Origin of the sequence: Proteus sp. G2673 (assembly GCF_009915125.1) — a bacterium.
GTDB lineage: Bacteria > Pseudomonadota > Gammaproteobacteria > Enterobacterales > Enterobacteriaceae > Proteus > Proteus penneri.
In genome coordinates, this window is the sequence record NZ_JAABLT010000018.1 from 160,284 (window position 1) to 186,833 (window position 26,550).

A 26,550-nucleotide genomic window follows, 5' to 3' on the forward strand; every position below is an offset into this window, starting at 1 on the left:
CACAATATATAGTTATTGGCAGGAAAATAATCTTCATTAAAACTGATCTACATCAAGGTATTTTTGCTACATCAGGCATCAAGAGGGATTGGCAGAATTGTAAATATGCGCCAAAAACAGAAGTGATAAATTATTCATCAAAAAGTGAGAACATAAAAAAAGCAAAGTGCTCATAAAGAGACCTTTGCTTTTTTATGGCTTGCTATTGAGACGAAATTAACGGATAGCGATAACTTCGATTTCTACTTTTGCATCTTTTGGTAAACGTGCAACTTCAACACAAGAGCGAGCAGGGAATGCAGCGTTATGCTCTTTGAAGAATGCTTCATAGGCAGCGTTGATTGTACCAAAATCATTTAAATCTTTTACGAAAACAGTTGTTTTGATGATATTAGCAACAGTTAAACCTGCTTTTTCGATGATTGCTTTTACGTTTTCTAAAGATTGACGAGCTTGTTCTGCTGCATTATCAGAAACAAACTCACCGGTCGCAGGATCAACAGGTAATTGACCTGAAGTGATCACTAAATTACCTAAATCAACGCCTTGTACATAAGGGCCAATTGCTGCAGGGGCTTTATCGGTATTAATTTCGTAAGACATGTAGAACTCCTGTTTTTTATAAGATTAAGACTAACGCTTGATTAGCACGGCGCTATTATAGCCAGTGCTGTAAGTTAGCAATATGACAGATATCAGGCTTTATCATAAAGTCTGTAAGTATAAAAAGAAAATGAACATAGAGCTGAATTACGGTTTAGCGCTAGTTTTAGCCCATAAAAATACTAAAGCTATAGTAATATTTTTTATAAAAAAGAGGAAATAGACTATTTCCATTTTTACTAAAAATAGTCTTGAGGCTTTTAAGAGATAATTATTCTTTTTTTTATAAAAAACTATCTGCCCTTGCGAGCAGATAGTTAAAAGAATTAACGAATAACCGCGTGGCGTTCGAATTCTTTTTCACAGTACTTGCAGGTTAATACAACATCTGAGGCCAGTTTTTTGACTCGGAAACTACTTTGTACTGGCTCGTTATGGCTAATACAGTTGCTATTAGGACAAGGCACCACATCTTCAAGTAATTCTGGCAAGCTTAATGCCATCTTATTAACGACTTGATAATCATCGATAATATTGACCGTTGCTTGAGGTGCATACATGGCTAAACGGTTTGCTTGCTCAGAGGTTAAAAAGACATTTTCGATTTTAATTAAGTCTTTCTTACCTAAATTTTCTGAAGGTAAATTAAAACCTACTGTTATTCTTTCGTCCGTTTCTGTTAAGCGAAACAGCGAAAGAATTTTAAAGCCCACCTGCGCTGGAATATGATCAATAACAGTCCCACGTTTGATAGCTTCAACTTTTAGTTTGTGATCATGTGTCATGGTGTGCTCCTTATTAAAGAACTAAGTTTTTATTTAGAACTAAGGCAAGTAATGCCTGACGTGCGTAGATACCGTTGCCTGCTTGTTGGAAATAATAAGCGTAAGGTGTTTTATCGACATCTGTCGTAATTTCATCAATACGTGGCAGTGGATGTAGGATCTTGAGGTTGTCTTTAACATTCACTAAATCTGCGCTAGTTAAAACAAATTGTGCTTTTACATTCGCGTATTCAGAGGGATCTAAACGCTCTTTCTGTACGCGTGTCATGTAGAGAATATCCAGCTCTGGCATCACTTCATCTAAGGTTTCATGCTGGCTATATTCAACGCCATTTTCTTCCAGTAAATGAAGAATATGCTCTGGCATCGCAAGTACTTTAGGGGCGATAAAATAGAGATGATTACCTTTAAATTTCGCTAATGCTTGTGCCAGAGAATGCACAGTTCGACCATATTTTAAGTCACCGACCATCGCGATATTGAGATTATCTAAACGGCCTTGTGTTTCTTGAATGGTAAACAAATCTAGCAAAGTCTGTGTTGGATGTTGGTTTGCGCCATCACCTGCATTGAGTACCGGAATATCGCCAGCAAACTCAGAAGCTAATCGCGCTGCGCCTTCTTGAGGATGGCGAATCACAATGGCGTCAGCATAAGTACGAAGAACTGAGATGGTATCTGCCAATGTTTCACCTTTTTTACCCAGTGACGTGTTGCTTCCATCTGAAAAACCAACAACTGATGCGCCGAGGCGCTGGATAGCTGTCTCAAATGATAAGCGAGTGCGTGTTGATGCTTCAAAAAAGCAGCTCGCAATCACTTTGTCTTTCAACAATTCGTTATTAGGTTGCTGTTTTAGTTTGTTAGCAACGTGAAGAACAGACTCCAAATCTTCCCTGTCCAGATCATTGATGGAGATAATATGCTTTTGGTAGAGCGGATTAGTCATTAGAGTTCTCCTTTAGCGATGAATTGTGCGATGAGTGGTTTTTTATAGGCCAAAAAAAACCCCTCAATAAGAGGGGTTTTAAAAAATTGAATTATTGGAAAAAAGAGAATGCGCTTGCGACCAGTTAAGGTGCTTGTTTTTGTTACGAATTGGAATAGGCGCTGTTTCATCTTTCCTCCTGACAAATTGTGGCGCATTATACGCATCTTAGTGTTGTGCGCAAGCGTTTGCTTTTGCTTTTTACAAAAAAAATTTTTTTAATTTAAAAATCAATAAGCTTGAGGTAAAACGAAGAAAACACCTATTTTTTCATCAATAAAAAATAGGTGTTTTGCATGATTATGTATTTTAGAACGGATTGGCAAGGGTCGCTACCATCACAGCTTTTATGGTATGAAGACGATTTTCTGCTTCATCAAACACAATGCTGTGTTTTGATTCAAAAACCTCATCAGTGACTTCAAAACCACCATATAAATTAAACTCTTTAGCTAATGTTTTACCCATTGTGGTTTCTTCATCATGAAAAGCGGGTAAACAGTGAAGGAATTTAACGTCTGGATTGCCTGTTAATTTAATTACATCCATATTAACCTGATAAGGCTTCAGTAACGCAATACGCTCTTTCCAAACTTCTTTTGGTTCACCCATAGAGACCCATACATCGGTGTAAAGAAAATCAGCATTTTCGACACCTTCAGCCACATTTTCAGTGAGTGTGATTTTTCCACCATTTTTCTTGGCAATGTCTTGGCATTGAGCCACTAAACTTGCTTCAGGCCAACATGCTTTAGGTGCAACTAAACGTAAATCCATACCAGTTAATGCTGCCGCTTCTAGCATGGTATTTCCCATATTATTACGAGCGTCACCAAGGTAAGCAAAGACTGTTTCTGATAATGGTTTAGTTTGGTGTTCAGTGATAGTTAATAAATCTGCTAATAACTGTGTTGGGTGAAATTCATTGGTTAAACCATTCCAAACAGGTACACTTGCATAGTGTGCAAGTGCATCTACCGTTTTTTGTCCGTAACCCCTGTACTGAATACCATCATACATACGCCCTAATACTCGAGCGGTATCTTTTATCGATTCTTTATGCCCAATTTGGCTTCCACCCCCTAAATAAGTCACTCTTGCACCTTGATCAAATGCAGCAACTTCAAATGCACAACGGGTACGTGTTGAGTCTTTTTCAAAAATCAGTGCGATATTTTTTCCAGTAAGATATTGAGTTTCTTTGCCTGATTTTTTGGCTTTTTTCAATTGTGCTGACAATGCCAGCAATAGCTGAATTTCTGCAGGTGAAAAATCAAGTAAACGTAAGAATGATTTTTGATAAAAAGGGTTCATAGAGTGATATCCTGTCGTTGAATTTATATTCAATTTATATCAATAAATATTCACCATCAACCCCTAAAGGAAAACTTTTAATTTAAACAGTATGCGATAAGGGCATCATATTAAGTATGGAGTGTTGATCCTGCCTGTGGGAGAATGAACAAGATACCTTTTCAGACTATTGCGGAGCATGATTATGGCGGACAGCAAAGAGTTAGCAGAACAACGTGAAGAAACACGTCTTATTATTGAAGAATTACTGGAAGATGGCAGTGATCCTGATGCACTGTATGCCATTGAGCACCATATTTCTTGTGAAAATTTTGAAACACTAGAAAAAGCAGCTGTTGAAGTTTTTAAATTAGGTTACGAAGTGACAGAGCCTGAGGAAATCGAAGTCGAATCAGGTGAGATCTTATTTTGCTTTGATGCTGTGAGTGAAAGTGGTTTGAATGCTGAACTTATTGATGCTCAAGTTGAGCAATTAATGAATTTAGCTGAAAAAATGGGTGTCTATTACGATGGTTGGGGGACTTATTTTGAAGATCCTGACGCAGAGTATGATGATGAAGACAGTGACGACGAAGACGGCGAAGAAGAAGAGTCTGATAAGTCATCACGCTTACATTAATTTTTGCTAAATGTTGTCCCTTTGTACCTGATTTATCAGTGCAAAATAATAGTACCAGCCACAAAATCGTTACTTTGTGACTGGTACTATTGGTTTTAAGGGGAGAGCTATTAATCCATCACACCAAATTTGCCATTGTCATAATCATCAAAAGCCTGTTGTAACTCTTCTGGCGTGTTCATTACAAAAGGCCCTTGTCCTGCAATAGGCTCATTAATGGGCTCACCAGTTAGAATTAAAACAATGGTGTCACCCATTGATTCTAATGTCAGTGTATCGCCATGATTATCTAACATCACCATATCGTGTTGACGTGCAATTTCACTGTCATTGATATGTACAGCACCTTTCACCACAAACAGCATTGCATTATGGCCTTCAGGAATACTGTGATGTGAAACACCCGCGCGATTTAAACGCAGATCCCACACATTTAGCGGTGAGTAGGTCATTGCCACACCTTGTGTATTGGCATAATCACCCGCAATCACTCTGACATAGCCTTGGCTATTAGGTAATTCAACATGAGGGATATCCTCTGCTTTCAGCGCCTGATAACGAGGCTCTGTCATTTTGTATGCGGTCGGCAGGTTTACCCAAAGTTGCACCATTTCTAATACGCCACCCTCTTTGGTCATTTTTTCAGAGTGATATTCTTTATGCAAAATACCAGAAGCAGCGGTCATCCATTGCACATCACCTGCGGTAATAGTTCCTGCATGGCCTTTAGAGTCATGATGAGAAACCTCACCTTGATAAGCGATTGTCACAGTTTCAAACCCACGATGAGGATGCGCGCCTACACCACGGGCATTGGTAACAGGTTTAAACAGTGTCGGTTCAGCATAATCCATCAGCAGAAACGGGCTATGTTTCTCACCATTCTCCTGATAGGAAAATAAGGTGCTGACTGGAAAGCCATTGCCTACCCAGTGTGAATTTGGCGCCGAATAAATATGATTAATCTGTCTGATAGTCATGATTGTTCTCCAAGTTTAGGAAAGAAACCGCAATAACCAAGACACAGAAGGAGGTAATACAGATTATTGCGATTTCTTAATGAAGCTGATCATAAAGTGTTCGCGATATGAACAAAATAGGGGGATTTTGTTGATGGTGTTCAAAAAAAATGAATAACTTGAGTGGATAAAAATAAAAGATCTGTAATAAAGAAAATAGAAACAATAAATAGGTTATATTTGAATAATTGAGTAAGGATATTTTAATTGAATAAATTTAATTATTGTTTTTTCTATTAAATAGAAAAAACTACATTCTTTCTTAGCAACAATAAGCCAGAATGTAGTTTATTAATACGATTGTTTCTTAAACTTTATTTATTTGTGTCGCCACAACCACCAATAATTTTAGAAACAGAAACGGCTGGGTGCAGTAAGTAGTCATAGTTACAGTCTTTTTCTTTATTGTATACGCTACCAGTACAACCAGTCATTACAGTAATGACAGAAGCAATAAGTGCAATTTTAACAAAGTTTTTCATCAAAAATTCCTTTTAAATTTTAGAGTTATAAAAGCCAACACATGACTTTATCTGTATAAAGATATTAAATTAGCTATAAATAGCAATATAAAAAAATCTTTTTTTTAAAATATAAAACAAGATAAATAATATTTTATTTAAGAGGGGGGATCTAATTATCTAGAGTAAAATGGAAAATAATTTAAACTTGTGAGTTTTAATAATATTTAAGATAAAAAATTCATTAATAATTTTTTAATGATATTTAATTAAGAAACTAATTATGAAAACAAACATAGAAATATACTGTGTTTATACCATTTTGATGAATAGAATTTGTGCTAATAGATGCTATTGGGGCTAATAAAAACCCGCATAAGAAATACGGGTAAAGTAGAGCTTATTTTATTTATGGTATGGCGTAGGGAACAGCAAGAACGCTTAAAGTGGCTTCACCATACGGATCTCACAATCACTATGTCCAGTGTTACCTAATGCTTCATCAATAAATTCGAATCCTAGTTTTTCGTATAAACCGACAGCCGCTTTTAAGATATCTGTGGTTTCTAAATAGCAGCGGCTAAAGCCTTGCTCTTTACCAAATTCAAGAGATTGCAGAACGATTTTTTTCGCAATACCTTTGCCGCGCAGCTTGGATGAAAGATACATTTTTTGTAATTCACAAGTATTGCCATCACCACCAGCAAGTGGTGCGACACCGCCACCGCCAACAATTTCTCCATCCATTTCTACCACCCAGTAAGCACTGCGCGGTTGATGATAAACTTCATAGAGAGTATCTAAAATCGGATCGGCAACCGCAAAGCCTTTATCAGCAGTTAAACCATGCTCCGCAGAGACTTCACGAATAACGCGTGCAATACCTGCGTTGTCTTTTTCTTCAATAGCTCGGATAACAATATTTGGGGTTATAGTTTGGATTGCAGTCATAGTTGCACTCATCGTTTCACTTATTAGTAGAATATTTTTTGATTATTTATTGAGAGAGCACCGGAAAGGAACTTCTTCATTGAAAGTAGCGCGGATGGCTACAAAAACTATCTTAATTGATTAAGCGTGTTTGTAAACCGTAAACCTTTTTTCTTTGCTTACTTACCCTCTTTATTGCTAGCGTTATATTTTAGTGGGTGATTAAATTTAAGAGAAAATAAGTAATAGAAAGACATATTAACGAGAATAGAACCGAGAATAATAAGAAATAAAGTGAAAAATGGTTTTATTTTTTGACTGAAAGAAACTAAGTAAAAACCCGCGATAAACGCGGGTTTTCATTATCAATCTCTGTGACTTTAAAGCGATAGTGCTTATAAAGAGGCGATAGAGACTTTCTGTGCAATGAGCTTTTCTTTTGCGCTTAGACATGTCGCTAAGCGTTCACGCTCTTTAGCAACAACTGCTTCTGGCGCACGGCTAACAAAGCCATCGTTAGATAATTTGCTGTCTAAAGTTGTGATATCTTTCTCTACTTTTTCAATCTCTTTATCTAAACGTGCAAGCTCTGCATCTTTATCGATAAAGCCAGCCATTGGGATCAGCAATTCTGCACCGCTAACCAGTTTAGTCACTGATAATGGTGCTTCTTCACCTTCTGCTAATGGACGAATATCAGCTAAACGACCCATAGCTTTTAAGAAACCAATATTGTCACTAACACGGCGTTTAGCATTGTCATCAGCGCCACGTAAGATAACGTCAAGTGGTTTACCTGGTGCAATATTCATTTCAGCACGGATATTACGAACGGCAACAATCACTTCTTTGATCCACTCAAGATCGTTAAGTGCTTGTTCATCCACCAGCGAAGCATCAAACTCAGGGAAAGCTTGTAGCATGATGGTTTCACCTTCAATGCCTTTCACTTCCTTCACTCGTTGCCAGATGGTTTCTGTGATAAATGGAATGATTGGATGAGCAAGACGCAGTAAGCCTTCTAACACTTCAATCAGAGTATGACGAGCTGCGCGTTTTTGTGCATCATTACCTTTGTGTACTGCAGGTTTTGATAGCTCCAGATACCAGTCACAGAATTGGTTCCAAGTGAACTCATATAAAATACCGGCAGCGATATCGAAACGATAGTTGTCTAATGCTTCACGATAGGCTTTAACGGTATTGTTAAATTCAGCTAAGATCCAACGGTCAGCGAGTGAGAATGTCATTTCGCCACCTTGGTAACCACAATCTTGCTCTTCAGTATTCATCAGAACAAAGCGGCTTGCGTTCCACAGCTTGTTACAGAAGTTACGGTAACCAGATAGACGTTTCATATCCCAGTTAATATCGCGACCTGTTGACGCTAATGCGGCTAAGGTAAAGCGCAGCGCATCTGTACCGTGTGCTTCAATCCCTTCTGGGAACTCTTTGCGAGTACGTTTAGCAATTTTTTCAGCCATTTGTGGCTGCATCATATTACCAGTACGTTTTTCTAACAGGTTCTCTAATGAAATACCGTCGATCATATCCAGAGGATCTAGTACGTTACCTTTGGATTTTGACATCTTCTGGCCTTCTTCATCACGAATAAGACCTGTCATATAAACCGTATTAAATGGAACTTGCGGTTTACCGTCTTCGTCTTTGATAAAGTGCATGGTCATCATGATCATGCGAGCGATCCAGAAGAATATAATATCGAATCCACTGACTAAGACATTCGTTGGATGGAATGTTTTCAGTGCTTCAGTATTTTCAGGCCAGCCTAATGTTGAGAATGTCCATAGTGCAGATGAGAACCATGTATCCAATACGTCATCATCTTGGCGTAATGCCACATTAGCGGCGATATTGTTTTCACGACGAACTTCTTCTTCGTCACGACCGACATAGACATTACCTTCATTGTCGTACCAAGCAGGGATACGGTGACCCCACCACAGTTGACGAGAAATACACCAATCTTGGATATCATTCATCCATGAGAAGTACATATTTTCGTACTGTTTTGGTACAAATTGGATATCGCCATTTTTAACGGCTTCAACTGCGGGTTTCGCTAAAGGTGCTGTGCGAACATACCATTGGTCTGTTAATAAAGGCTCGATAACCACGCCACCACGGTCGCCGTAAGGTACGGTTAAATCGTGAGGCTTGATCTCTTCTAGTAAACCTAGACGTTCAAATTCAGCGACAATTGCTTTGCGGGCAGCAAAGCGTTCCATACCTTGGTAGGCTGCTGGAATTTCAGTGCTGTAAATATCAGACTCAACACCATTAGTATCTAATACTTCTGCACTCACACGGATATTGCCGTCAAAATCCATGATATTAATCATTGGTAATTGATGACGACGTCCAACTTCATAGTCATTAAAGTCGTGAGCAGGGGTGATTTTTACGCAACCGGTACCTTTTTCCATATCCGCGTGTTCGTCCGCTAAAATAGGAATACGACGGTTAACGATTGGTAGAATAATTTCTTTACCAATTAAATCTTTATAGCGAGGATCTTCTGGGTTAACCGCAACACCAGTATCACCTAACATGGTTTCAGGACGTGTTGTTGCAACAATCAGGTAATCTTTACCTTCTGCTGTTTTTGCCCCATCCGCTAAAGGATAACGCAGATGCCACATAGATCCTTTAACTTCACGGTTTTCGACTTCAAGATCAGAAATCGCAGTGTGTAATTTAGGGTCCCAGTTAACAAGGCGTTTACCACGGTAGATAAGATCTTCTTTGTGTAAACGCACAAAAGCTTCTTTAACCGCTTTAGATAAACCCTCGTCCATGGTGAAACGTTCACGTTCCCAATCAACCGAGTTACCTAAACGACGCATTTGGTTAGAGATGTTACCGCCTGATTCGGCTTTCCATTCCCAAATTTTGTCGATAAACGCATCACGACCATAGTCATGACGAGTTTTACCTTCTTCAGCGGCAATTTTACGCTCAACGACCATTTGAGTCGCGATACCCGCATGGTCAGTCCCTGACTGCCATAAGGTGTTTTTACCTTGCATGCGCTGATAACGGATCATGGTATCCATAATGGTCTGCTGGAAAGCATGACCCATATGTAGGCTACCTGTGACGTTTGGCGGTGGGATCACGATACAGAAGCTTTCTTTTGTTGTATCGCCATTGGCTTTGAAATAGCCGTTTTTTTCCCAATGCTGATACAGAGGTTGTTCAATCTCTGCGGGGTTATAAGTTGTGTCGAGCGATGGCTCTTTCGGTGCGGATTTATTTTCCATATTCTTTACGTATTCAATAGGTTGGCGGCGTAGCCATTGTCAAAGTAAAGCCGACGCTACGATAAATTTTATATCGTTCACGCGCCAACTGTTTTAATTGTTCATCGATAGGTACAAAGTCTATCACTTCATGGAAAGCTGTGGCAAAGTCTACGAATTGAGATTGCAAATTAATCAAGAGATCACGAGGTGCATTACCACGTTTTCCAGGCCAACATAATTCAACAGGAGCGCCATAACGAGGCCCTTCACCTGCAAGATTATGAGGAACAAACTGATGAGGTTCTCTTGCCCATAATGCCTCATCAAGCAATTCAGCTTGAGCCTGAGACTCACAAACCAACAAAATACGTTTGCCTAATCGCCAATGTTCAGCGGTAAGTTGACAGGCAAGCCACTCATGAGCCTGTAAATCATCGTGTATTGATGGGTGTTCCATTAAATAAAACGTGGCGTTTTTCATGATATCCCGATAACAGAAGGGTATTGCGTTGCAATACCCTTCTTGGAGTCTGCTCTATTTACCCTAATAATAGGGTAATACCTTAACCCTGATAATTATGCGGTATTACTCGTCGCTATTCAAACCCGCGCGATTAAGTAAGAACTGAGACAGTAAAGAAACAGGACGACCTGTTGCGCCTTTGGCTTTACCAGAACGCCATGCTGTACCCGCAATATCCAAGTGAGCCCAGTTATATTTCGTCGCAAAACGCGCTAAGAAACAACCGGCAGTAATTGCGCCACCTAAACGGCCACCTGTATTTGCTAAGTCAGCAAAATTAGATTCGATTTGTTCATAGAACTCATCGCCTAATGGTAGACGCCAAGCTCGGTCACCCGCTTGCTCTGATGCATTCATTAACTCATGTGCTAATGGATTATGGTTAGACATTAATCCGCTATAGTGATGCCCTAAAGCCACCATACATGCACCTGTTAATGTTGCGATATCAACAACTAACTCAGGCTCAAAGCGCTCAACATAAGTTAACGTATCACATAATACTAAGCGACCTTCAGCATCGGTGTTTAATACTTCAACGGTTTGGCCGGACATTGTTGTTAAGATATCACCAGGACGATAGGCTTTTCCACCCGGCATATTTTCACAGCCCGCAAGTACACCAATGACGTTAATCGGTAACTGGAGTTCAGCAACAACACGCATCACACCATAAACCGTTGCAGCACCACACATGTCATATTTCATCTCATCCATGCCATCAGCAGGTTTGATAGAAATACCACCCGAGTCAAATGTCAGCCCTTTACCGACTAACACAATTGGGCGAGCTTCAGGATCTTTATTGCCTTTATATTCGATAATCGACATTAAAGATTCATTTTGAGAGCCTTGTCCTACCGCAAGGTAAGCATTCATATTGAGCTCTTTCATTTGCTCTTCGCCAATAACACGCGTAGAAACATTTGAAGAGGAGTCTGCTAATTGACGCGCTTGAGAAGCTAAATAAGCAGCATTACAGATATTTGGTGGCATGTTTGCTAAATCTTTACATGCTTTAATGCCTGATGCGATAGCTAAGCCATGAGCAATGGCTCGCTCACCACTAGGTAGTTCACGGCGAGTAGGAACATTAAAGACCATCTTACGTAATGGGCGACGTAATTCTGTCTTATTGCTCTTTAGTTGATCAAAGGTATAGAGGCAGTCTTTTGCAGTCTCAACCGCTTGACGTACTTTCCAGTAATTATTACGACCTTTAACATGTAACTCAGTCAGAAAGCATACGGCTTCCATGGAGCCAGTCTCATTGAGCGTGTTAATGGTTTTTTGAATGATCTGTTTATACTGACGTTCATCCAATTCACGCTCTTTACCACAACCAATCAGTAAAACGCGCTCAGAGAGAACATTAGGTACATGATGTAACAGCAGTGATTGTCCAACTTTGCCTTCCAGCTCACCTCGGCGTAATAAGGCACTGATATAGCCATCACTGATTTTATCAAGTTGCTCCGCGATCGGAGATAAACGACGAGGCTCAAACACCCCCACGATAATACAAGCGCTGCGTTGTTTCTCTGGGCTGCCGCTTTTTACATTAAACTCCATGCGTTCTCCTGAATATTAAAGACAAAAACGGAAAGTATCGTTTAGAATAGTGATCCGCATTAATCTACCCCATAGAAAGTTTACTTTTTATGTTAAGCTAAATGCATTAATTGAACACAACTAATTTAGCTAACTTATAAGCTTGTTCTTATTGGGAACCTGTTTATAGCATGTTTTGATATCATTTGGGCTGCAAGAATGTCTAACTGAGATGCACAAATGATAGATATACAACGAAGTTAGCGATTTTCCTGCAAAAAGACAAGTTTTCACAGGCATAACTAGCGTGATTATAATTCGATATTTAGCTCGGGAAACCCTTAAAAGCCAGATAGCCATCTTATTTATTTTGATGCTTATCTTTTTTAGCCAGAAACTGGTTGAAATTTTAGGGGCTGCTGTTGAAGGTAACATTCCTACAAACCTCGTGGTTTCTCTGCTGTGGCTGGGAATTCCTGAGATGGCACAGCTTATTCTTCCATTAAGCCTTTTTCTTGGGCTTCTGATGACTTACAGCAAACTTTATGTTGAAAGTGAGATAACCGTCATGAATGCGTGCGGAATAGGTAAGAAAGCATTAGTGCAAGCGGCACTGTTGCTCTCATTACTGACCAGCGCATTAGCTGCAGGAAATGTCATTTGGCTTATTCCTTGGTCTTCGGTGCATCAAGAGCAAGTCCTTGAGGATGCTAAAGCAAACCCAAGTTTAGCCGCGTTGATGGAAGGGCAATTTAAAATGTCCAGTGACCGCAATATGGTACTCTATCTTGGTAGTGTAAAAGGAAACCAATTCCAAGATGTGTTCCTTGCACAATTGCGTCCAACGCAAGATCAGCGTCCTTCTGTTGTAGTGGCAGATAAAGGCTATACCAAAGAATTACCTAACGGGAATCAGATAGTCGTATTGAGTGAGGGGACTCGCTATGAAGGTACGGCAGTACTACGTGATTTTCGTATTACCGATTTTAATGACTACCAAGCGGTAATTGGCCATCGAGAATCTACGATTAATCGCAATCGCGTAGAACAAAAGACAATGTCTGAGCTTTGGCATTCTAATGAAACAGAATCTATTGCTGAATTCCATTGGCGCTTAACTTTGATTTTCTCTGTTGTCATTATGGCGGTGATGGTCGTGCCTTTAAGTGAAGTTAACCCACGCCAAGGTCGCGTATTAAGTATGTTACCCGCAATGTTGCTTTATCTGGTCTTTTTCTTATTACAAAGTTCGCTACATTCTAATGGCGAAAAAGGAAAAGTTGACCCTCTCATTGCGATGTGGAGTGTTAATGGCGTTTATCTTGCCTTGGCAATCTTATTGAATGTTTGGGATACCTTGCCTATGCGTAAATTCCGAGCTCGCTTTAAGAAAGGAGTTGCCTGATGTTTGGTGTATTAGATAGATATATCGGGCGTACTATTTTACAGTCGATTTTGATGACACTATTTTTGCTGGTTTCTCTATCTGGCATTATCAAATTTGTCGATCAACTCCGTAAAGTAGGGCAAGGGGATTTCACCACACTTGATGCGGGTATTTATGCGATCTTAAATATCCTTAAAGATGTGCAAATCTTCTTCCCCATGGCTGCGTTACTCGGTGCATTATTAGGGTTAGGCGCATTGGCAACACGTAGTGAGCTGGTGGTGATGCAGGCATCTGGTTTTACACGTTTGCAAATCGCAGGTTCTGTGATGAAAACCGCTATTCCATTAGTACTGTTGACAGTCCTGATTGGCGAATGGGGAGCACCACAAGGTGAACAATATGCACGTAACTATCGTGCTGAAAAAATCATGGGTAACTCTTTAGTTTCTACTAACCGTGGTATGTGGGCTAAAGATGGCAACCAATTTATTCATATCAACCGAATAAAGAGCCAAAATGAGATGCAAGGCATCACGCTCTATGATTTTAATAATGATAGAAAACTAGAAACGGTGCGTTATGCATCAAGTGCAACCTATGATGTCGATAAAAAAACGTGGATGCTAAAACAAGTCGAACAATCAGACTTAACCAATCCACAAAAAATCACCGGTAAAAAACAGGTATCACTTGAATGGCCAACCCGATTAACGCCAGAAAAACTGAGCGTTGTGGCCTTAGATCCAGATGCATTATCGATTAGTGGACTCTATCAATATGTTAAATATCTAAAACAGAGTGGGCAAGAATCAGCAAACTATGAGCTGAATTTCTGGAAAAAAATCTTTGCGCCAGTTTCTGTTGCGGTAATGATGCTGATGGCATTGTCATTTATCTTTGGCCCATTACGCACTGTACCAATGGGATTAAGAGTTCTAACGGGTATCTCTTTTGGCTTCTTGTTTTATATCGTCAATGAAGTTTCAGGACGATTAAGTTTGGTTTATGGTATACCTGCCGTGATTGCAGCATTAGTACCAGCAATATTATTCCTAACATTGAGTCTATGGTTATTGATGAGGCGTAATCGCTAGGTAATATCCACTTCAGCCAGAAAAACAAAAAGCGCCTTAGGTAAGGCGCTTTTTTTATCGCTATCGTGTTTGCGATCACTGATAAAAATCTTTTGCTAGTGCTCGAACAAGCGCATTAGTCCCCTGAGTCACTTCACTAAATTTAGTGCCATTAGGTTTACGGGTGATCACCACAAATACACCGATATTTAATTCAGGAATGGTTGCCATATAAGTATTAAACCCGCCACCGCCGCCGGTTTTTTGGTAAATCGCCGGAATTCCATTGGCGGGAGCCATATAAACCCAACCTAAACCTACACCATCAGCACGACCCGCAACATCCATTCCTTCTATTGAAGAGAGTCGATTACGAGGGAAATAGACAGATTGCTCTTTGCTTGCCGTTGCTTTTCGCATGGCATTATGAGAAGTCAAAAAGCCTTGCATCCAACGTTGCATGTCGGCAGGCGTCGAGTACACACCACCACTTCCGGCTGCAGCAATAGTGTCAGAACATGGACTTGGTTTATATCCTATTAATAATCTTTGGCACTGTGCAGGGGTTGGCGTCAATGTTGTGTTAGTCATACCGGCAGGCTGAGTGACATATTGTTGTAAAAGTTGAGGATAACTTTTACCTGATGCTTTCACTAAGGCATCTGCTAATAAGTCATACGCTAAATTTGAATATGCAGCTTGATTACCCGCAGGCGATGTTAATGTTGCTTTTTTTAACCAGTTCCAACGGTCGCCATGAGTTGGCCAAATAAAAACAGGTCTTCCCCATTTTCCGCCAGGTTGTTCTCGTGGAAAACCACTGGTATGGCTTGCTAAATGATAAAGACGGATAGGGGATTGAGCGCTAACTAATGGGATGTCTACACCATAGTAGCTATATTTTTGCAGTGGATCGGTGACTAATAATTTTCCATCATCTTGTAACTTTAACATCACTTCACTCGTCATCAGTTTTGTGATAGACGCGATGCGGATCAGTGAGTTCATGGATGGCGCATTACGGCTTTCAGGTGTTGTTGTCCCAAAAGAACGATTCAAGGTTTGAGAGTTATTGATCATGACAATAACCATGCCTTGAGGATGACTTTTTTGATAAATTTGTGAGGCATATTTATCAAACAGTGTTCTTGTATTGCTTACATTAGGGCTTAATGCCGTAGGCCATTGTGTTAATTCAGGCACACTGTTCTGTTGATTTAACATAGAAGGTTGTGTCGCTGGTGGTAATGACGAACGTTGGCTACACGCATTCAATGTCAGTAAAGCGACGGGGATCATAAGATATTTTAGAAAATGTTTTTTCATTTTTACTTTCAACAGAAGTCAGTGAAGTGAAAGGAATGCGATAAACATAAAATGATTTATGTTTTAAATTGGTGCCTTTCTTATCGCGCTATTTTTTCTTTATCATTTTTAATACGGCACCTAAGATAATACCAACAAATATGCCTGTAATAATCCAGCCAACAATGCCCATAACACCGCCTTCTAATCAGATTTAAACCAAATTTTGATTATATTATCAGAAATAAGAATGTCTATCAGTGCAAGAGCCAGTTATCAAAAAGTTGGCATTAAATGTGTCAAATTGTCTCTAAGAAAAAGATAGTGAAGAAAAATTGCATCATAAAAAGACATTTTCCTTATATTTATCCTCTAAAAATGAGGTAAGTATTACCGTTAAGTTACATTTTTCCTCAATTTACCCTTGTTTTTAATCATCTCATTAGCTTTCCTTTATTATTAAGTTAGGAAGTGTATATCAAGAAAATGTTAATGAATGGTATTATAATCTTAGTTGTCGATATTTTATAGTTTATTATTCTTTATTATATCTTGGTTTGATTTGTTTTTTGGGTGTTTATAAAAGTAATATAAGAGTGTGTCATATTTTGTAATAATTTACTGATTGTGGGATTGTACAATTAAACTTATTATAGCTTCATCAAGTTGAGAGACTGAGAATATAAGCGTTACAGAGCAAAGATAACACAGCGATAATAGAGTGAAGCAATAAGAAGGCATATATAAAATGAGCCTCTTCAATAATAAGTAAGTTATATATTAATAGTAATCTTTCAACACCATTATATTAAAGAATAGTACCTTCGTTATAGCAGTAAATAAGTGCATTATATTAATAAAACATAACTACTTTCTTCCTCACACCAGGGAAGAAAAGGGCAGTGACGCTATAAAAATAACTTATAGTCATTAAAATAAAACTAAGCCCTCTATTAGCAGTACTGTCGGATCAAAACACTAACCCAAGTTTTGATCCTTTTTTTATTTATCGCTATATATTTTAAAATATATAGATTGAGGTAAGTTAGTTTTAATAAATTTATATTATGATGATGTAATCTTTAAAAGAAAAAAGATAAGAAAAAAAGATAAGAAAAAAGTAAAAATAAGATAACGAATAAATTCAGACACAAAACAAGTGATCTATCAATACAATATGATTAAAGCATTAACGATAGATACTCTGATGTAAACTATAAGTTGTGTTTTATGATAGCAACAAACCTTAAATGCACTTTTTTTCGCCAATCAAACTGAAAACAAACAATAATTGTTGCGAGTGTTCTTCACGCAAGTATAATGGGCGGGTTTTCCAGACACACTTCAGTGCCGGAGTGGCGAAATTGGTAGACGCAGTTGATTCAAAATCAACCGCCTTCGGGTGTGCCGGTTCGAGTCCGGCCTTCGGCACCATAAGAACATCAATGGACGTCAACAGACGTCTTTTTTTGTATCTGAACTCCCAGTTTTACAAGGCTTTTTCCCACTTTTCAGTCTTCCCAAGTATACTAAGGTCAACCCACATCAAGTACCTGCTGTTGGTATATGTGTTGGTATCTCTCGATTCGATAATAGTTTGTACCAACGCAAGGAGATAAATTATGGCTCTTACTGATGCTAAAGTCAGGGCTGCTAAACCTTTGGATAAATCGTATAAATTGACCGATGGTGATGGTATGCACTTGATGGTACATACCAACGGCTCAAAATATTGGCGTTTACAGTATCGTTTTGGCGGTAAGCAAAAAATGTTAGCTCTGGGTGTTTACCCTGATATTTCACTCGCAGAAGCCAGAGAGAAAAGAGATGCCGCCAGAAAGTTAATTGCTAATGGTTTTGATCCAAGTGAAAAACGCAAAGAAGTGAAAGAAGAGCAGCAAAAAGAATTTAATACATTCGAGAAGGTTGCACGTGATTGGCATGCAACCAATAAGAAATGGTCGGAAGGGCATAGCCATAGAGTCCTCAAAAGCCTTGAGGACAATATCTTTGCGGCTATTGGTAAACGCAATATTACCGAACTAAAAACTCGTGATCTACTCGAACCTATTAAAGCGGTAGAGATGTCTGGACGTCTTGAGGTGGCAGCACGTTTACAACAGCGTGTAACAGCCATCATGCGCTATGCAGTACAAAGTGGTTTAATCGACTATAACCCAGCCCAAGATATGGCTGGCGCAGTTGCTACTGGTAAACGAGTCCATAGAGCAGCCTTAGAGCTTAAACGTCTACCTGAGTTCTTACAACGCATCGGTGATTATAAGGGAAGGCCTTTAACTAAACTTGCAGTCAAACTCACCTTGTTAGTCTTCATTCGTTCCAGTGAACTACGCTTCGCCCGTTGGGATGAAATTGATTTTGAAAATGCCATGTGGACGATCCCTGCTGAACGCGAAGCGATAGAAGGGGTTAAGCACTCTCATCGCGGATCAAAAATGCGTACTACTCACTTAGTGCCTTTAAGCCGACAAGCGATTGAGATCTTAAAACAGATTTATCAATTCAGCGGTAACCACGAGCTGATCTTTATCGGCGATCATAATCCTAGAAAACCAATGAGTGAGAACACGGTTAACAACGCATTACGAGTGATGGGTTATGATACAAAGACGGAAGTCTGTGGTCATGGGTTTAGAACGATGGCATGTAGTTCGTTGATTGAGTCAGGGCTATGGTCGAAGGATGCAGTAGAAAGGCAAATGAGTCATCAAGAACGTAACTCAGTGCGTGCGGCTTATATCCATAAGGCGGAGCATATTGAGGAACGGCGATTAATGGTGCAATGGTGGGCTGATTATCTGGAGGCGAATAGGGAAGGGCATGTGAGGGCGTTTGGGTTTGGGAAGTAAGGAATGTAATATCCACTTAATCAGTAGGTAATTTAAGCTTTAATACATTGAATTAATAGGAATTAAACTGTTTGTATGTTAATTGTGAACAGTTTAATCGCATTAAGTCATATTTAAAATTTTTACTTGTATTTTTACATGGTGTACTTATTTTATAACTAATTTTTTGATAATACTGAGTCGATTATAGTTAAGTGAACATGCATTTTATGTCAGAACAGTAGCTCGCCTGCTGCGAGAGCTAAGACTCTGTAAGTGAATGGTAGTCCTCAGCAATCGGCATCCGTTATAATTCAGGGTAGTTCAGACTCTGGTCAGATTGAAGATGCCTTAGAATATGGAAGGAGATAAAGCATGGCCATGCGACTGGTAAAGAAACGAGCACCCCGGGGGCGCCTCAGCCGACAACTGAGTGAGGCGGAAGAATCAGCGGTACAAAAAATTTACGGTCGCAGAGAAATCGGGAGTTAGGCAGAAGAAGCTCTGGTACTTCACGTGCTGACGGAGATGCGCCAGACGGACACATGGCTGGCCTGCAGCTGTGTGGCGGGGGATATGCCCCCGATGAACAGCGCGAACCTTCGAAAGGATACCGGCTCGATTTATCTGCGGACGTTCAGCACCCCTCACGACGTGACCTGTCCGATGTTCAGAGAGCAGGAGGAGGATGACGATACCACGCGTTCAGGAACCCGTAAAACGGCAGGCAGTCAGCCTGTCAATTACCAGAATTTTCTGCCCAGTGAAGAGCAAGGTGCACGCCTGCAGGCTGGACTCGGCCACCCAGATAACTGTGATGACCGCCTGCGAAGAAAACGCCGCCCACGCCTCTCTCGGTTACTGCTAACTCTTATCGAAGATGCAGGACTCAACATCATTGATACTCTGGCTCCCTTTCCCTCTGCTCCTGCGCGGGAAGCTATCGGCAGGCTTGCCGACGTCACCCGGAACAATGAATTCATACGGGGCCGCCCGCTCTCAGACATCGTTCGTTTCTGGCCGCTGATAACACAGGATAAACAGCAGAGACTAATGGGGCAGCTGGAAAACCCTGCTTTACCTTGGCCAGCCGGTCGTGCCCGTCATTTTTACCAGATTTTCATGTCTGATGATGTATCCCGGGAACGGGCCATATTCAGGTTCCTAAGTGAAGAAGCTATTTTCACACCGGAGAAGGGACTGCGGATCAATGGGGAGGGTCAGGACGGACTGCGGCCGCCATACTGGGTAATACTGGAATTCAGACGGTCAGCAGACGGCAATGTCGTCTGCTGCGATGGCTATGCCCATGCGCTTCACACCCGGAGCTGCCCGGTACCGGTCGACAGCGGGCTGGAACGGCAGACACTGGAGTCGCTGGCCACATGCGCGGCTTGGCTGTCGAAGAAGGAGGATGTGCCGGTTCGCTGCCTGTCCCTAAAAAAACCGCTGTTTGATTATGACGTCACCGTGGACGGCGAAGAGGGCTGGGTGCTGCCTGATTTTCTGGTCGACGCCATGATGGCTACTGGTGAAAAAAAGACGTTTGTGATTGAAACAATGGGCTATCAAGACGAGGACTACATCGAACGGAAGTCACGTCAGCACAGAGGCATGAAGATACTCGGACAGTTACAGACTGACCCAGTAAGGTGGCCCGAGGAGACAGATCGAACGCTGGAGAAGCAAATGTACGGAATTCTTCTCAATCTAAAATAAATGTATTAGCACAGACTTGAGCTGACAGTTTTCACTGACAGCACACAACCAAACCTGACAGGTCTGCTCTGAGCAAGGAGCGGAAGTTCACTTTAGGGTAATCTAATTCACATGTCAGAGGATTTCTAAAAAGAAAATAGTGCAGATTTTAGGGATACTTACACTTAATATGGCATACTTTTTGAGACCCCATCAGTTTAGTGATCTGACTATTTTGGTCATTTCACATAGCAAAAGTAATCGACAAGGATTTTTATGACTGAGTTTAGTTACAATGAATGGTTGAAAGAATACTGCAGCAAATGTACCAACGTGTTCGCAAGAGATTCCGAAGAAATAGTGAAGCAATTCCTCGAATCTGATGAGCTACTACCGAGTGAATATGGTTGGCGGTTCTCTGATGTTGAGTCACTGTCTAAACAAGCTTTGGTAGCCAAAACAGTCCAAGAATTAAATAAGGTTTACTGGACAGATCTGGCACGCAATATTGAAGCCTATGCTGTGATGACATGGTGGCGAGGCAATGAGTTAGTAAGGTCTTGTCTAAACAGCCTGAATGCGCGAGAAGTGATTGTACCTGCTATAGCTGCACGTTCACTACTTGAGCTGTCATCAGTGTTCTTATTGAACGCAAATTCTTTAGATCAAGTTTTCAAAAAATTAACTTTCCCACCTAACACGGTTATTACTTCTGAAGAATTAGATAATTTAGTGGCTAAAATGATCTGGGGTACAAGATACCAGCCAGAAAGTGACTTATTGAAGCAGACTAATATCATGACATCTATTCAAAAGATAGCTAAAAATGCTGGAGCGGAAGAAGTCCTACCTAATTATGAATTCCTGTGTGACATCGTTCATCCAAGCTTCATTGGCAATACGACATTTTGGTCACATGTTCAGCAAAAATATCCTGATGGTTCTGAAAGACGACTGATGTCTCGTTTAACCGAAAGAACGTACAATACAGAAATTACAGACAAGACTCTATGGGCATTGGGCTGGTCAACTATCTGCTTACAAAATGCCTTTGTGATGATGCGTAATGCCTACGCTGGCATGTTAGAAAATTTGAATAGACCCTAACGAGCTTTCGTTAAAGAAAAGTGCCCCTACTCAAGTAACACTGATCGGTTAAGCAAAATGACCGGTTGAACGATCAGGTGGGTAGACGACAATAGTCAGCCTCATCAATTCTCTGATGGGGCTTTTTTAATGCTTTCGCCCTTACTTGACGATACAGACCTTGATTTGATCCTCGTTGATCCACACAGACTGTTGTTAGATACTTCCGCTTCTGGCATAGAGCCGCCTGTCAGATCAAACCTGAGCTAATACAGCTAAACATGGTGATCTACATGTTGAACACATGACACAATATTTTTATTTATTATATATTTATAGCAAACTATATTTAACTGGCTCAGGAAATATCAAGCCCAGATCTCTTGAGTTGATTTTAAACAATGGCCCTTTTTCTGATACTCTACCATTTTTTGCTGATCGTTTAATTAAATGATCCATCGTTATGGTTCCATTTTCAAGCAAAGGCATTAATTGATTCAAGAGAGGAGCTTTTGTATGAGTAACAGATATTAGCTGAAAGTATTCAATACCATCAATAAATTGACTTTTAGCTTCAATCCAAAATGTTTCAGAATGCTTTTCTTTCAATCTCTTGCGAAGAAGTTTCCCACTCCAACTTGCTACGTGCTCTTTAAATATATTCCTATCATCTTCATGTTCAGCACACCACTCCTGTAAAACATCCTCTTCAACCTTAAATATTAATCCTTGGCTGTTAGGTTTTCGCGTACTAATAGTACAATAGAGCTTAAAATCATCCTCTCTGAAGTAACCAAATCTATCCAAAATCTCAGCACTTTTCTTATAGGGGCTTATTTCCCATTCAGCAACTTGAGCGAAAATTGTTGTTCTATTTTTTTCTGCATTACGTCCAGACTTTAGTTCAATGCCTTTATAATCTGGTAACTTACTTGAGTTTGCTTGAATACCTAATGCATCTTCAATAGACATACCTACTGCGGTATCACCAACATGTGTCGCTTTTATTGGCGTTTTTGCTAATTCTTTTAGCTTGTTGAGTAATTCATTAGCAATAGCATTATTTTCGTTTAAGTAATTATCAACGAACTTTCTTAGCTGACTTGCTGTAGATTCCAGTTCTAAGGTCAGATTTACTGAACTTAGATCTATTAGATAGGCACCGTCATTATGAATAACAATAGCAATTTGTGCTCCGGCGAATGTGAAATGTTGGAGGCCGGGGAACCACATCCTTGGATCACCTTTTTTCGTTTTAGGGCGATATAAACTAACAGTGGTTGGTATCTGATTTTCAGATGTGAGTAAAAAGGCTGTTTTATTTATACCATATTCTTTCGCCCCTTGGCTTTGTTGCTCATAGTGATGAAAATTTGTTATTTCAAAGTGAGTTCTTACGACTTGGGTTGCATCTAATATCCCTTTTTTTAACCCTGTTTTAGTTGGTTCAAAAATAGAGAACTCGATAGCTAATTGTGCAAGAATTTTTTTATTATTGTTGACTCGCAATTTTGTTGCTTCGTCAATATCTTCAGTTCGTTCCTGCAGAAGTAATTGTTGGTCACTATCATCTAAAACGACATCGGAGTCATCAACAAAAGTTTGAGATACATTAGGTGTAGGTGTTTTGATGCTAGCATCATTATCACGGGCTTTAACTACAGCTTTCCAATTACCAAAGTAATTACTTTTAGCAACAATCTCAAGCGCTTTAGCATGGGATATATTTTTTTCTTTTTTGATTTCTTTTGCTTGTTTTTTAAGCTTTTCGAATTGTGACGCAGTAATACGTGGGGGTTGTGACATGTATAGCCTCTCTGTAATTTAGTTTCAGAAAAAAATACATGCACCATTTCTTACTGCCCATAAATAAGTGATGCATAGATATTGAAACTTAAAAATTACAGAGAGGACTCGAAAGTCTTTGCTTGCTTGGGCTGAAGGCTTCTCTCTAAGCCGTAAATGGACTCTATAATTTCAGAGAAACTATGTCAATGAAATTGAAATTTAGGCCTGGACATTTCTAAATAATTCCTTTAGAATCTGTCAATTATTATCAATACTGTATATTTATATAGGCTATGAAAAAAGAAAATAAATTCAATCATATAGAGCTTTTTTCTGGGTGTGGGGGGCTTTCTCTAGGTCTTGAAAAAGCAGGATTTGAATTATTAATGGCTAATGAGCTATCGCCTATGGCGGCAGAAACATTTTCATATAACTTTTTTAATGAAGATTACCAAGATCTTGCTAAAAAAGATAAAAAGCCTAAACATTCATTTTGGATCAGTAGCAAGCATGAGATGTTATTACCTCGACTGAGAGAAAATCCTTTTGAATACCCTGAATGTACAGATAAAAGCAGTGTTACTGATATTCCTAAAAATATTAAAAGCCTGAAAGGTAATTTATTAATAGGAAATATTATTGAGCTAAACAAGCTTATAGAAAGCAAGGAAGAACTACGCCAAGCGTTAATATCAGGTTTTTCAGGTGGTGGTGTTGATCTTGTTTCTGGTGGTCCTCCATGCCAAGGTTTTAGTATGGCTGGATTACGGGAAAAAGATAGCGACAAAAATATGCTTCCTTGGGAGTTTGCTAAGTTTGTTGAGTATGTGCAGCCTAAAATTGCTGTTTTAGAAAATGTAACAGGGATCTTAAGGGCATTCAAAGATAGCGATGGAAAGCCTTTCTATGCTTGGTTTGAGGTTGCAAAAGCGTTCGCTGAAAAAAAATATATTCCACTATGTTTACATGTGAACGCTAGATTTGCAGGCATCCCACAGAACAGGCCTCGTTTTATTATGATAGCAATACGCTCTGATATATTTGAAGATATCAAAAGCTCATTTGATAGTGAGAGTGTTGATTATCAATTACTTTCGTCATCAGAGAAATTCTACAAACTTGTTCAAAATAGTCCAGATAAAGCGACCATGGGAACACTTAAATGTTATGATCCAGTGAAGGATATTTCGTTGTTTGAAGATTCATTTTTACACCATCTTGTTGGTCATGACCTTGTATCAGTTAAAGAAGCTTTAGATGATTTAAAGCAAATATCTCCTACAAAACCATCGAAATTTGTTGAAAGCTTGAATGAAACATTCTCAACTGTATTGTTAAGGCATGAGAAGTTAAGTAATCATGATTATAGATGTAATGGCTATCATGTTCAGCGTAGATTTCGGTTATACCAAGTTGTACAAGAGAGCCAAAGTACAATGGTAAGGAAAGAAATATTCGATATATTAAAAGGAGATTCTTGCTCGCTATCAGATGCTGTCTGGAAACAAGTAAAAGACTATGAGTTTTTAAAAGATAACAACAAAATTGAACGTTTCGATTCAAAAGACAGTTTTATTGAATATTTACGAAATCACCCAACTAAGAAGCATTCACAAAAAGCGTTAGATCCTAATCAACCTGCTCCTGCTGCATTATCGATACCTGATGATGCATGTCATTATGATAAAAATGAATTGAGGGTTCTCACGGTTAGAGAAATGGCAAGAATTCAGTCATTTCCTGACAATTTTGTATTTCGTTCAAAAGTGACTACTGGTGGGCAAATGCGTAAATTTGAAGTACCTCAATATACTCAGGTGGGAAATGCAGTACCACCATTACTAGGGGTGGCAATTGGTAAGGTGGTGACTGAGTTGCTTATTCAACTAACTAAAACTTAATACATATACTTTAATCAATTATTTACTAAACCCACCAATTAAATGTTTTTAAATAACCGCCATCATTTGGCGGTTATTTAGTGGCTATTGGTTTTTTATAGTCATAAGCACATAATATTCTTCTGTATTCAGTTTCTTTTTTATCAGGCATTTTATTTATTTTAAAGGAAATTAACTATGGCTTGTTTAGCCCCCGGCTTTAGGTGTGCCAATAGTATTCGTAGTGACCCCCCATTAACGATTGAAGAATTATTTTGTATATTACCCAGTGTTTTCTCTGAAGAAAAACATGAGTCGAGAAGTGACCGTTATACCTATATTCCCACCATTACCTTACTGGATAGTTTACAAAATGAAGGGTTGTATCCGTTCTTTGCTTGTCAAACAAGAGTGAGAGACAGTAGTCGAAAGATGCACACGAAACATATGTTACGTCTTAGACGTCATGACCAAATTACAGGCGTACAAGTTCCTGAAATTATTTTGTTAAATAGTCATGATGGCACAAGCAGCTTGAACTTATCGTTTTGGTGAGGAACATCAACCGATTACCGAGGAACAAGTATTACAACCGCGTCGCTGGGAGGATAAAAAAGATGATCTTTGGACAGTATATCAACGGTTGCAGGAGAATTTAATCAAGGGTGGATTATCGGGTAGGAATGCGAAAGGTAAGCGCGCTCGTACTTGCTCTGTCAATGGTATCGATGGGGATATTAAATTGAATAAGGCGCTGTGGGTGATGACGGAAAAGATGTATGAGCATTTTTCTGGAAGAGAGTGCACTTAGTCGCATAAATAAGGGTGAGTTTTATTTTAGTATTGTAAGTTTGGCTTAAGTGTAAAATAATCTATCCTCAGTTAAGGATGAGGGTAGATTATGGCAATAGGATATTTTTTGCGGGTCGGTGATAGAACCACTTGTGGAGGACAAATATTAACGGGAGACAATACCATGCAATGGTATGGTGTTGCTGGCGCTCGTGAAGGCGATATAGTCAGTTGTGGCAAGCATTCAGGTCGCTTTTATATCATAGGTGGCTGTGATAGTGTTTGGGATGAAGGGCGAAAATTGGCAGGGACACTTGAAAGTTTGAGTTCATGCCCTTGCCATTCCCGATTCATTAATTCCATTCAAGATTGTTATAGTAATGAGAGTAATCGCTCTTATCAAGATACTCAATCCACTGAGATTCAAAAAGTACCCGTATCAATTCAAAAGCATCATATTCGTTACCGATGCCTTAATGACAATGGTAAGCCATTTGCACAACGTGAATATCAAATATATCTACCTGATGGACAGATATTTCAGGGTAAAACAGATAGTGATGGCTATACTCAATGGCATGATACTAAAGGAAAAGATGAAGTTACTATTCACTTGTTAATGGATTAAAT

General features: G+C 39.4%; 21 protein-coding genes, 1 tRNA gene and 1 pseudogene. 10 read left to right on the forward strand and 13 right to left on the reverse strand.

What is annotated here, in order from left to right:
* Positions 1-216: 216 nt before the first annotated feature.
* From GWI59_RS09340 to argF, 5 genes are all read right to left on the reverse strand, one after another.
* Positions 217-603, reverse strand: a complete 387-nt coding sequence (locus tag GWI59_RS09340) for a RidA family protein (protein ID WP_006535650.1) — start codon at positions 601-603, stop codon at positions 217-219.
* Between the two features lie 326 nt (positions 604-929).
* Positions 930-1,388, reverse strand: coding sequence for an aspartate carbamoyltransferase regulatory subunit (gene pyrI / locus GWI59_RS09345; protein WP_006535648.1), 459 nt, complete (start codon positions 1,386-1,388; stop codon positions 930-932).
* A 13-nt stretch (positions 1,389-1,401) separates the two neighbouring features.
* The gene (pyrB, locus tag GWI59_RS09350) at positions 1,402-2,337 is read right to left on the reverse strand and encodes an aspartate carbamoyltransferase (RefSeq protein ID WP_006535647.1); all 936 of its coding nucleotides are present in this window, start codon (positions 2,335-2,337) and stop codon (positions 1,402-1,404) included.
* Positions 2,337-2,507, reverse strand: a complete 171-nt coding sequence (locus GWI59_RS17415) for a hypothetical protein (RefSeq protein WP_162556766.1) — start codon at positions 2,505-2,507, stop codon at positions 2,337-2,339. Before GWI59_RS17415 ends, pyrB begins: the two co-directional genes overlap by 1 nt.
* A 178-nt stretch (positions 2,508-2,685) precedes the next feature.
* On the reverse strand, positions 2,686-3,690 hold the full coding sequence (gene argF / locus GWI59_RS09355; RefSeq protein WP_115065045.1) for an ornithine carbamoyltransferase: 1,005 nt from the start codon (positions 3,688-3,690) through the stop codon (positions 2,686-2,688).
* 184 nt (positions 3,691-3,874) lie between these two features.
* Between argF and rraB the strand changes: the two genes are divergently transcribed.
* Complete coding sequence (gene rraB, locus GWI59_RS09360; protein WP_109399640.1) at positions 3,875-4,309, forward strand: ribonuclease E inhibitor RraB; 435 nt, start codon at positions 3,875-3,877, stop codon at positions 4,307-4,309.
* A gap of 110 nt (positions 4,310-4,419) precedes the next feature.
* On the opposite strand, the gene GWI59_RS09365 is transcribed toward rraB, so the two are convergent.
* The 6 genes from GWI59_RS09365 to pepA form a co-directional block, all read right to left on the reverse strand.
* Positions 4,420-5,289 (reverse strand): pirin family protein, encoded by an 870-nt coding sequence (locus GWI59_RS09365; RefSeq protein ID WP_161670993.1) that lies wholly within the window; start codon positions 5,287-5,289, stop codon positions 4,420-4,422.
* A gap of 353 nt (positions 5,290-5,642) precedes the next feature.
* Positions 5,643-5,810, reverse strand: coding sequence for a YhfL family protein (locus tag GWI59_RS09370; RefSeq protein ID WP_006535641.1), 168 nt, complete (start codon positions 5,808-5,810; stop codon positions 5,643-5,645).
* A gap of 420 nt (positions 5,811-6,230) precedes the next feature.
* The gene (locus GWI59_RS09375) at positions 6,231-6,740 is read right to left on the reverse strand and encodes a GNAT family N-acetyltransferase (RefSeq protein ID WP_161671012.1); all 510 of its coding nucleotides are present in this window, start codon (positions 6,738-6,740) and stop codon (positions 6,231-6,233) included.
* A 374-nt stretch (positions 6,741-7,114) separates the two neighbouring features.
* Entirely contained in the window at positions 7,115-10,003 is a 2,889-nt protein-coding gene (locus tag GWI59_RS09380; RefSeq protein ID WP_161724522.1) for a valine--tRNA ligase, read from the reverse strand.
* 13 nt (positions 10,004-10,016) lie between these two features.
* Complete coding sequence (locus GWI59_RS09385; protein WP_006535638.1) at positions 10,017-10,466, reverse strand: DNA polymerase III subunit chi; 450 nt, start codon at positions 10,464-10,466, stop codon at positions 10,017-10,019.
* A 105-nt stretch (positions 10,467-10,571) separates the two neighbouring features.
* Complete coding sequence (gene pepA, locus GWI59_RS09390; protein ID WP_006535637.1) at positions 10,572-12,080, reverse strand: leucyl aminopeptidase; 1,509 nt, start codon at positions 12,078-12,080, stop codon at positions 10,572-10,574.
* A 286-nt stretch (positions 12,081-12,366) separates the two neighbouring features.
* Here pepA and lptF point away from each other — a divergent pair, with 286 nt between their 5' ends.
* Positions 12,367-13,464, forward strand: a complete 1,098-nt coding sequence (gene lptF / locus GWI59_RS09395; RefSeq protein WP_072064533.1) for an LPS export ABC transporter permease LptF — start codon at positions 12,367-12,369, stop codon at positions 13,462-13,464.
* A complete protein-coding gene (gene lptG, locus GWI59_RS09400) occupies positions 13,464-14,543 on the forward strand; it encodes an LPS export ABC transporter permease LptG (RefSeq protein WP_072064532.1) in 1,080 nt (359 codons plus the stop codon). Before lptF ends, lptG begins: the two co-directional genes overlap by 1 nt.
* A gap of 75 nt (positions 14,544-14,618) precedes the next feature.
* Here lptG and ampH read toward each other — a convergent pair whose 3' ends face one another.
* Positions 14,619-15,848, reverse strand: coding sequence for a D-alanyl-D-alanine-carboxypeptidase/endopeptidase AmpH (ampH, locus tag GWI59_RS09405; RefSeq protein WP_161724524.1), 1,230 nt, complete (start codon positions 15,846-15,848; stop codon positions 14,619-14,621).
* Positions 15,849-17,176: 1,328 nt separating this feature from the next.
* Here ampH and GWI59_RS09410 point away from each other — a divergent pair.
* The 4 genes from GWI59_RS09410 to GWI59_RS09425 all read left to right on the forward strand — a co-directional run bounded on the left by GWI59_RS09410 (position 17,177) and on the right by GWI59_RS09425 (position 21,481).
* Positions 17,177-17,261 (forward strand) — tRNA-Leu (locus tag GWI59_RS09410).
* 188 nt (positions 17,262-17,449) lie between these two features.
* Positions 17,450-18,697, forward strand: a complete 1,248-nt coding sequence (locus GWI59_RS09415) for a tyrosine-type recombinase/integrase (RefSeq protein ID WP_161724527.1) — start codon at positions 17,450-17,452, stop codon at positions 18,695-18,697.
* A 564-nt stretch (positions 18,698-19,261) separates the two neighbouring features.
* Entirely contained in the window at positions 19,262-20,395 is a 1,134-nt protein-coding gene (locus tag GWI59_RS09420; protein WP_237612103.1) for a hypothetical protein, read from the forward strand.
* A gap of 339 nt (positions 20,396-20,734) precedes the next feature.
* The gene (locus tag GWI59_RS09425; RefSeq protein WP_161724529.1) at positions 20,735-21,481 is read left to right on the forward strand and encodes a hypothetical protein; all 747 of its coding nucleotides are present in this window, start codon (positions 20,735-20,737) and stop codon (positions 21,479-21,481) included.
* A gap of 312 nt (positions 21,482-21,793) precedes the next feature.
* Here the strand turns inward: GWI59_RS09425 and GWI59_RS09430 are convergent, their stop codons facing one another.
* Positions 21,794-23,266, reverse strand: a complete 1,473-nt coding sequence (locus tag GWI59_RS09430) for an MvaI/BcnI family restriction endonuclease (protein ID WP_161724532.1) — start codon at positions 23,264-23,266, stop codon at positions 21,794-21,796.
* Positions 23,267-23,541: 275 nt separating this feature from the next.
* On the opposite strand from GWI59_RS09430, the gene GWI59_RS09435 reads away from it, so the two are divergent.
* From GWI59_RS09435 to GWI59_RS17545, 3 genes and pseudogenes are all read left to right on the forward strand, one after another.
* Positions 23,542-25,149: a DNA cytosine methyltransferase gene (locus tag GWI59_RS09435; RefSeq protein WP_161724535.1), complete on the forward strand. Its 1,608-nt coding sequence runs from the start codon at positions 23,542-23,544 to the stop codon at positions 25,147-25,149.
* A gap of 177 nt (positions 25,150-25,326) precedes the next feature.
* A pseudogene (locus GWI59_RS09440) lies at positions 25,327-25,939 on the forward strand (DUF932 domain-containing protein).
* Positions 25,940-26,029: 90 nt separating this feature from the next.
* Complete coding sequence (locus GWI59_RS17545; protein WP_006535618.1) at positions 26,030-26,548, forward strand: PAAR domain-containing protein; 519 nt, start codon at positions 26,030-26,032, stop codon at positions 26,546-26,548.
* The last annotated feature ends 2 nt before the right edge of the window (positions 26,549-26,550 follow it).

Coding starts and splice junctions, on each gene's coding strand:
- GWI59_RS09340 (WP_006535650.1), bottom strand. CDS start 603: ATGTCTTACGAAATTAATACCGATAAAGCCCCTGCAGCAATTGGCCCT.
- pyrI (WP_006535648.1), bottom strand. CDS start 1,388: ATGACACATGATCACAAACTAAAAGTTGAAGCTATCAAACGTGGGACT.
- pyrB (WP_006535647.1), bottom strand. CDS start 2,337: ATGACTAATCCGCTCTACCAAAAGCATATTATCTCCATCAATGATCTG.
- GWI59_RS17415 (WP_162556766.1), bottom strand. CDS start 2,507: ATGAAACAGCGCCTATTCCAATTCGTAACAAAAACAAGCACCTTAACT.
- argF (WP_115065045.1), bottom strand. CDS start 3,690: ATGAACCCTTTTTATCAAAAATCATTCTTACGTTTACTTGATTTTTCA.
- rraB (WP_109399640.1), top strand. CDS start 3,875: ATGGCGGACAGCAAAGAGTTAGCAGAACAACGTGAAGAAACACGTCTT.
- GWI59_RS09365 (WP_161670993.1), bottom strand. CDS start 5,289: ATGACTATCAGACAGATTAATCATATTTATTCGGCGCCAAATTCACAC.
- GWI59_RS09370 (WP_006535641.1), bottom strand. CDS start 5,810: ATGAAAAACTTTGTTAAAATTGCACTTATTGCTTCTGTCATTACTGTA.
- GWI59_RS09375 (WP_161671012.1), bottom strand. CDS start 6,740: ATGACTGCAATCCAAACTATAACCCCAAATATTGTTATCCGAGCTATT.
- GWI59_RS09380 (WP_161724522.1), bottom strand. CDS start 10,003: ATGGAAAATAAATCCGCACCGAAAGAGCCATCGCTCGACACAACTTAT.
- GWI59_RS09385 (WP_006535638.1), bottom strand. CDS start 10,466: ATGAAAAACGCCACGTTTTATTTAATGGAACACCCATCAATACACGAT.
- pepA (WP_006535637.1), bottom strand. CDS start 12,080: ATGGAGTTTAATGTAAAAAGCGGCAGCCCAGAGAAACAACGCAGCGCT.
- lptG (WP_072064532.1), top strand. CDS start 13,464: ATGTTTGGTGTATTAGATAGATATATCGGGCGTACTATTTTACAGTCG.
- ampH (WP_161724524.1), bottom strand. CDS start 15,848: ATGAAAAAACATTTTCTAAAATATCTTATGATCCCCGTCGCTTTACTG.
- GWI59_RS09415 (WP_161724527.1), top strand. CDS start 17,450: ATGGCTCTTACTGATGCTAAAGTCAGGGCTGCTAAACCTTTGGATAAA.
- GWI59_RS09420 (WP_237612103.1), top strand. CDS start 19,262: ATGAACAGCGCGAACCTTCGAAAGGATACCGGCTCGATTTATCTGCGG.
- GWI59_RS09430 (WP_161724532.1), bottom strand. CDS start 23,266: ATGTCACAACCCCCACGTATTACTGCGTCACAATTCGAAAAGCTTAAA.
- GWI59_RS09435 (WP_161724535.1), top strand. CDS start 23,542: ATGAAAAAAGAAAATAAATTCAATCATATAGAGCTTTTTTCTGGGTGT.
- GWI59_RS17545 (WP_006535618.1), top strand. CDS start 26,030: ATGGCAATAGGATATTTTTTGCGGGTCGGTGATAGAACCACTTGTGGA.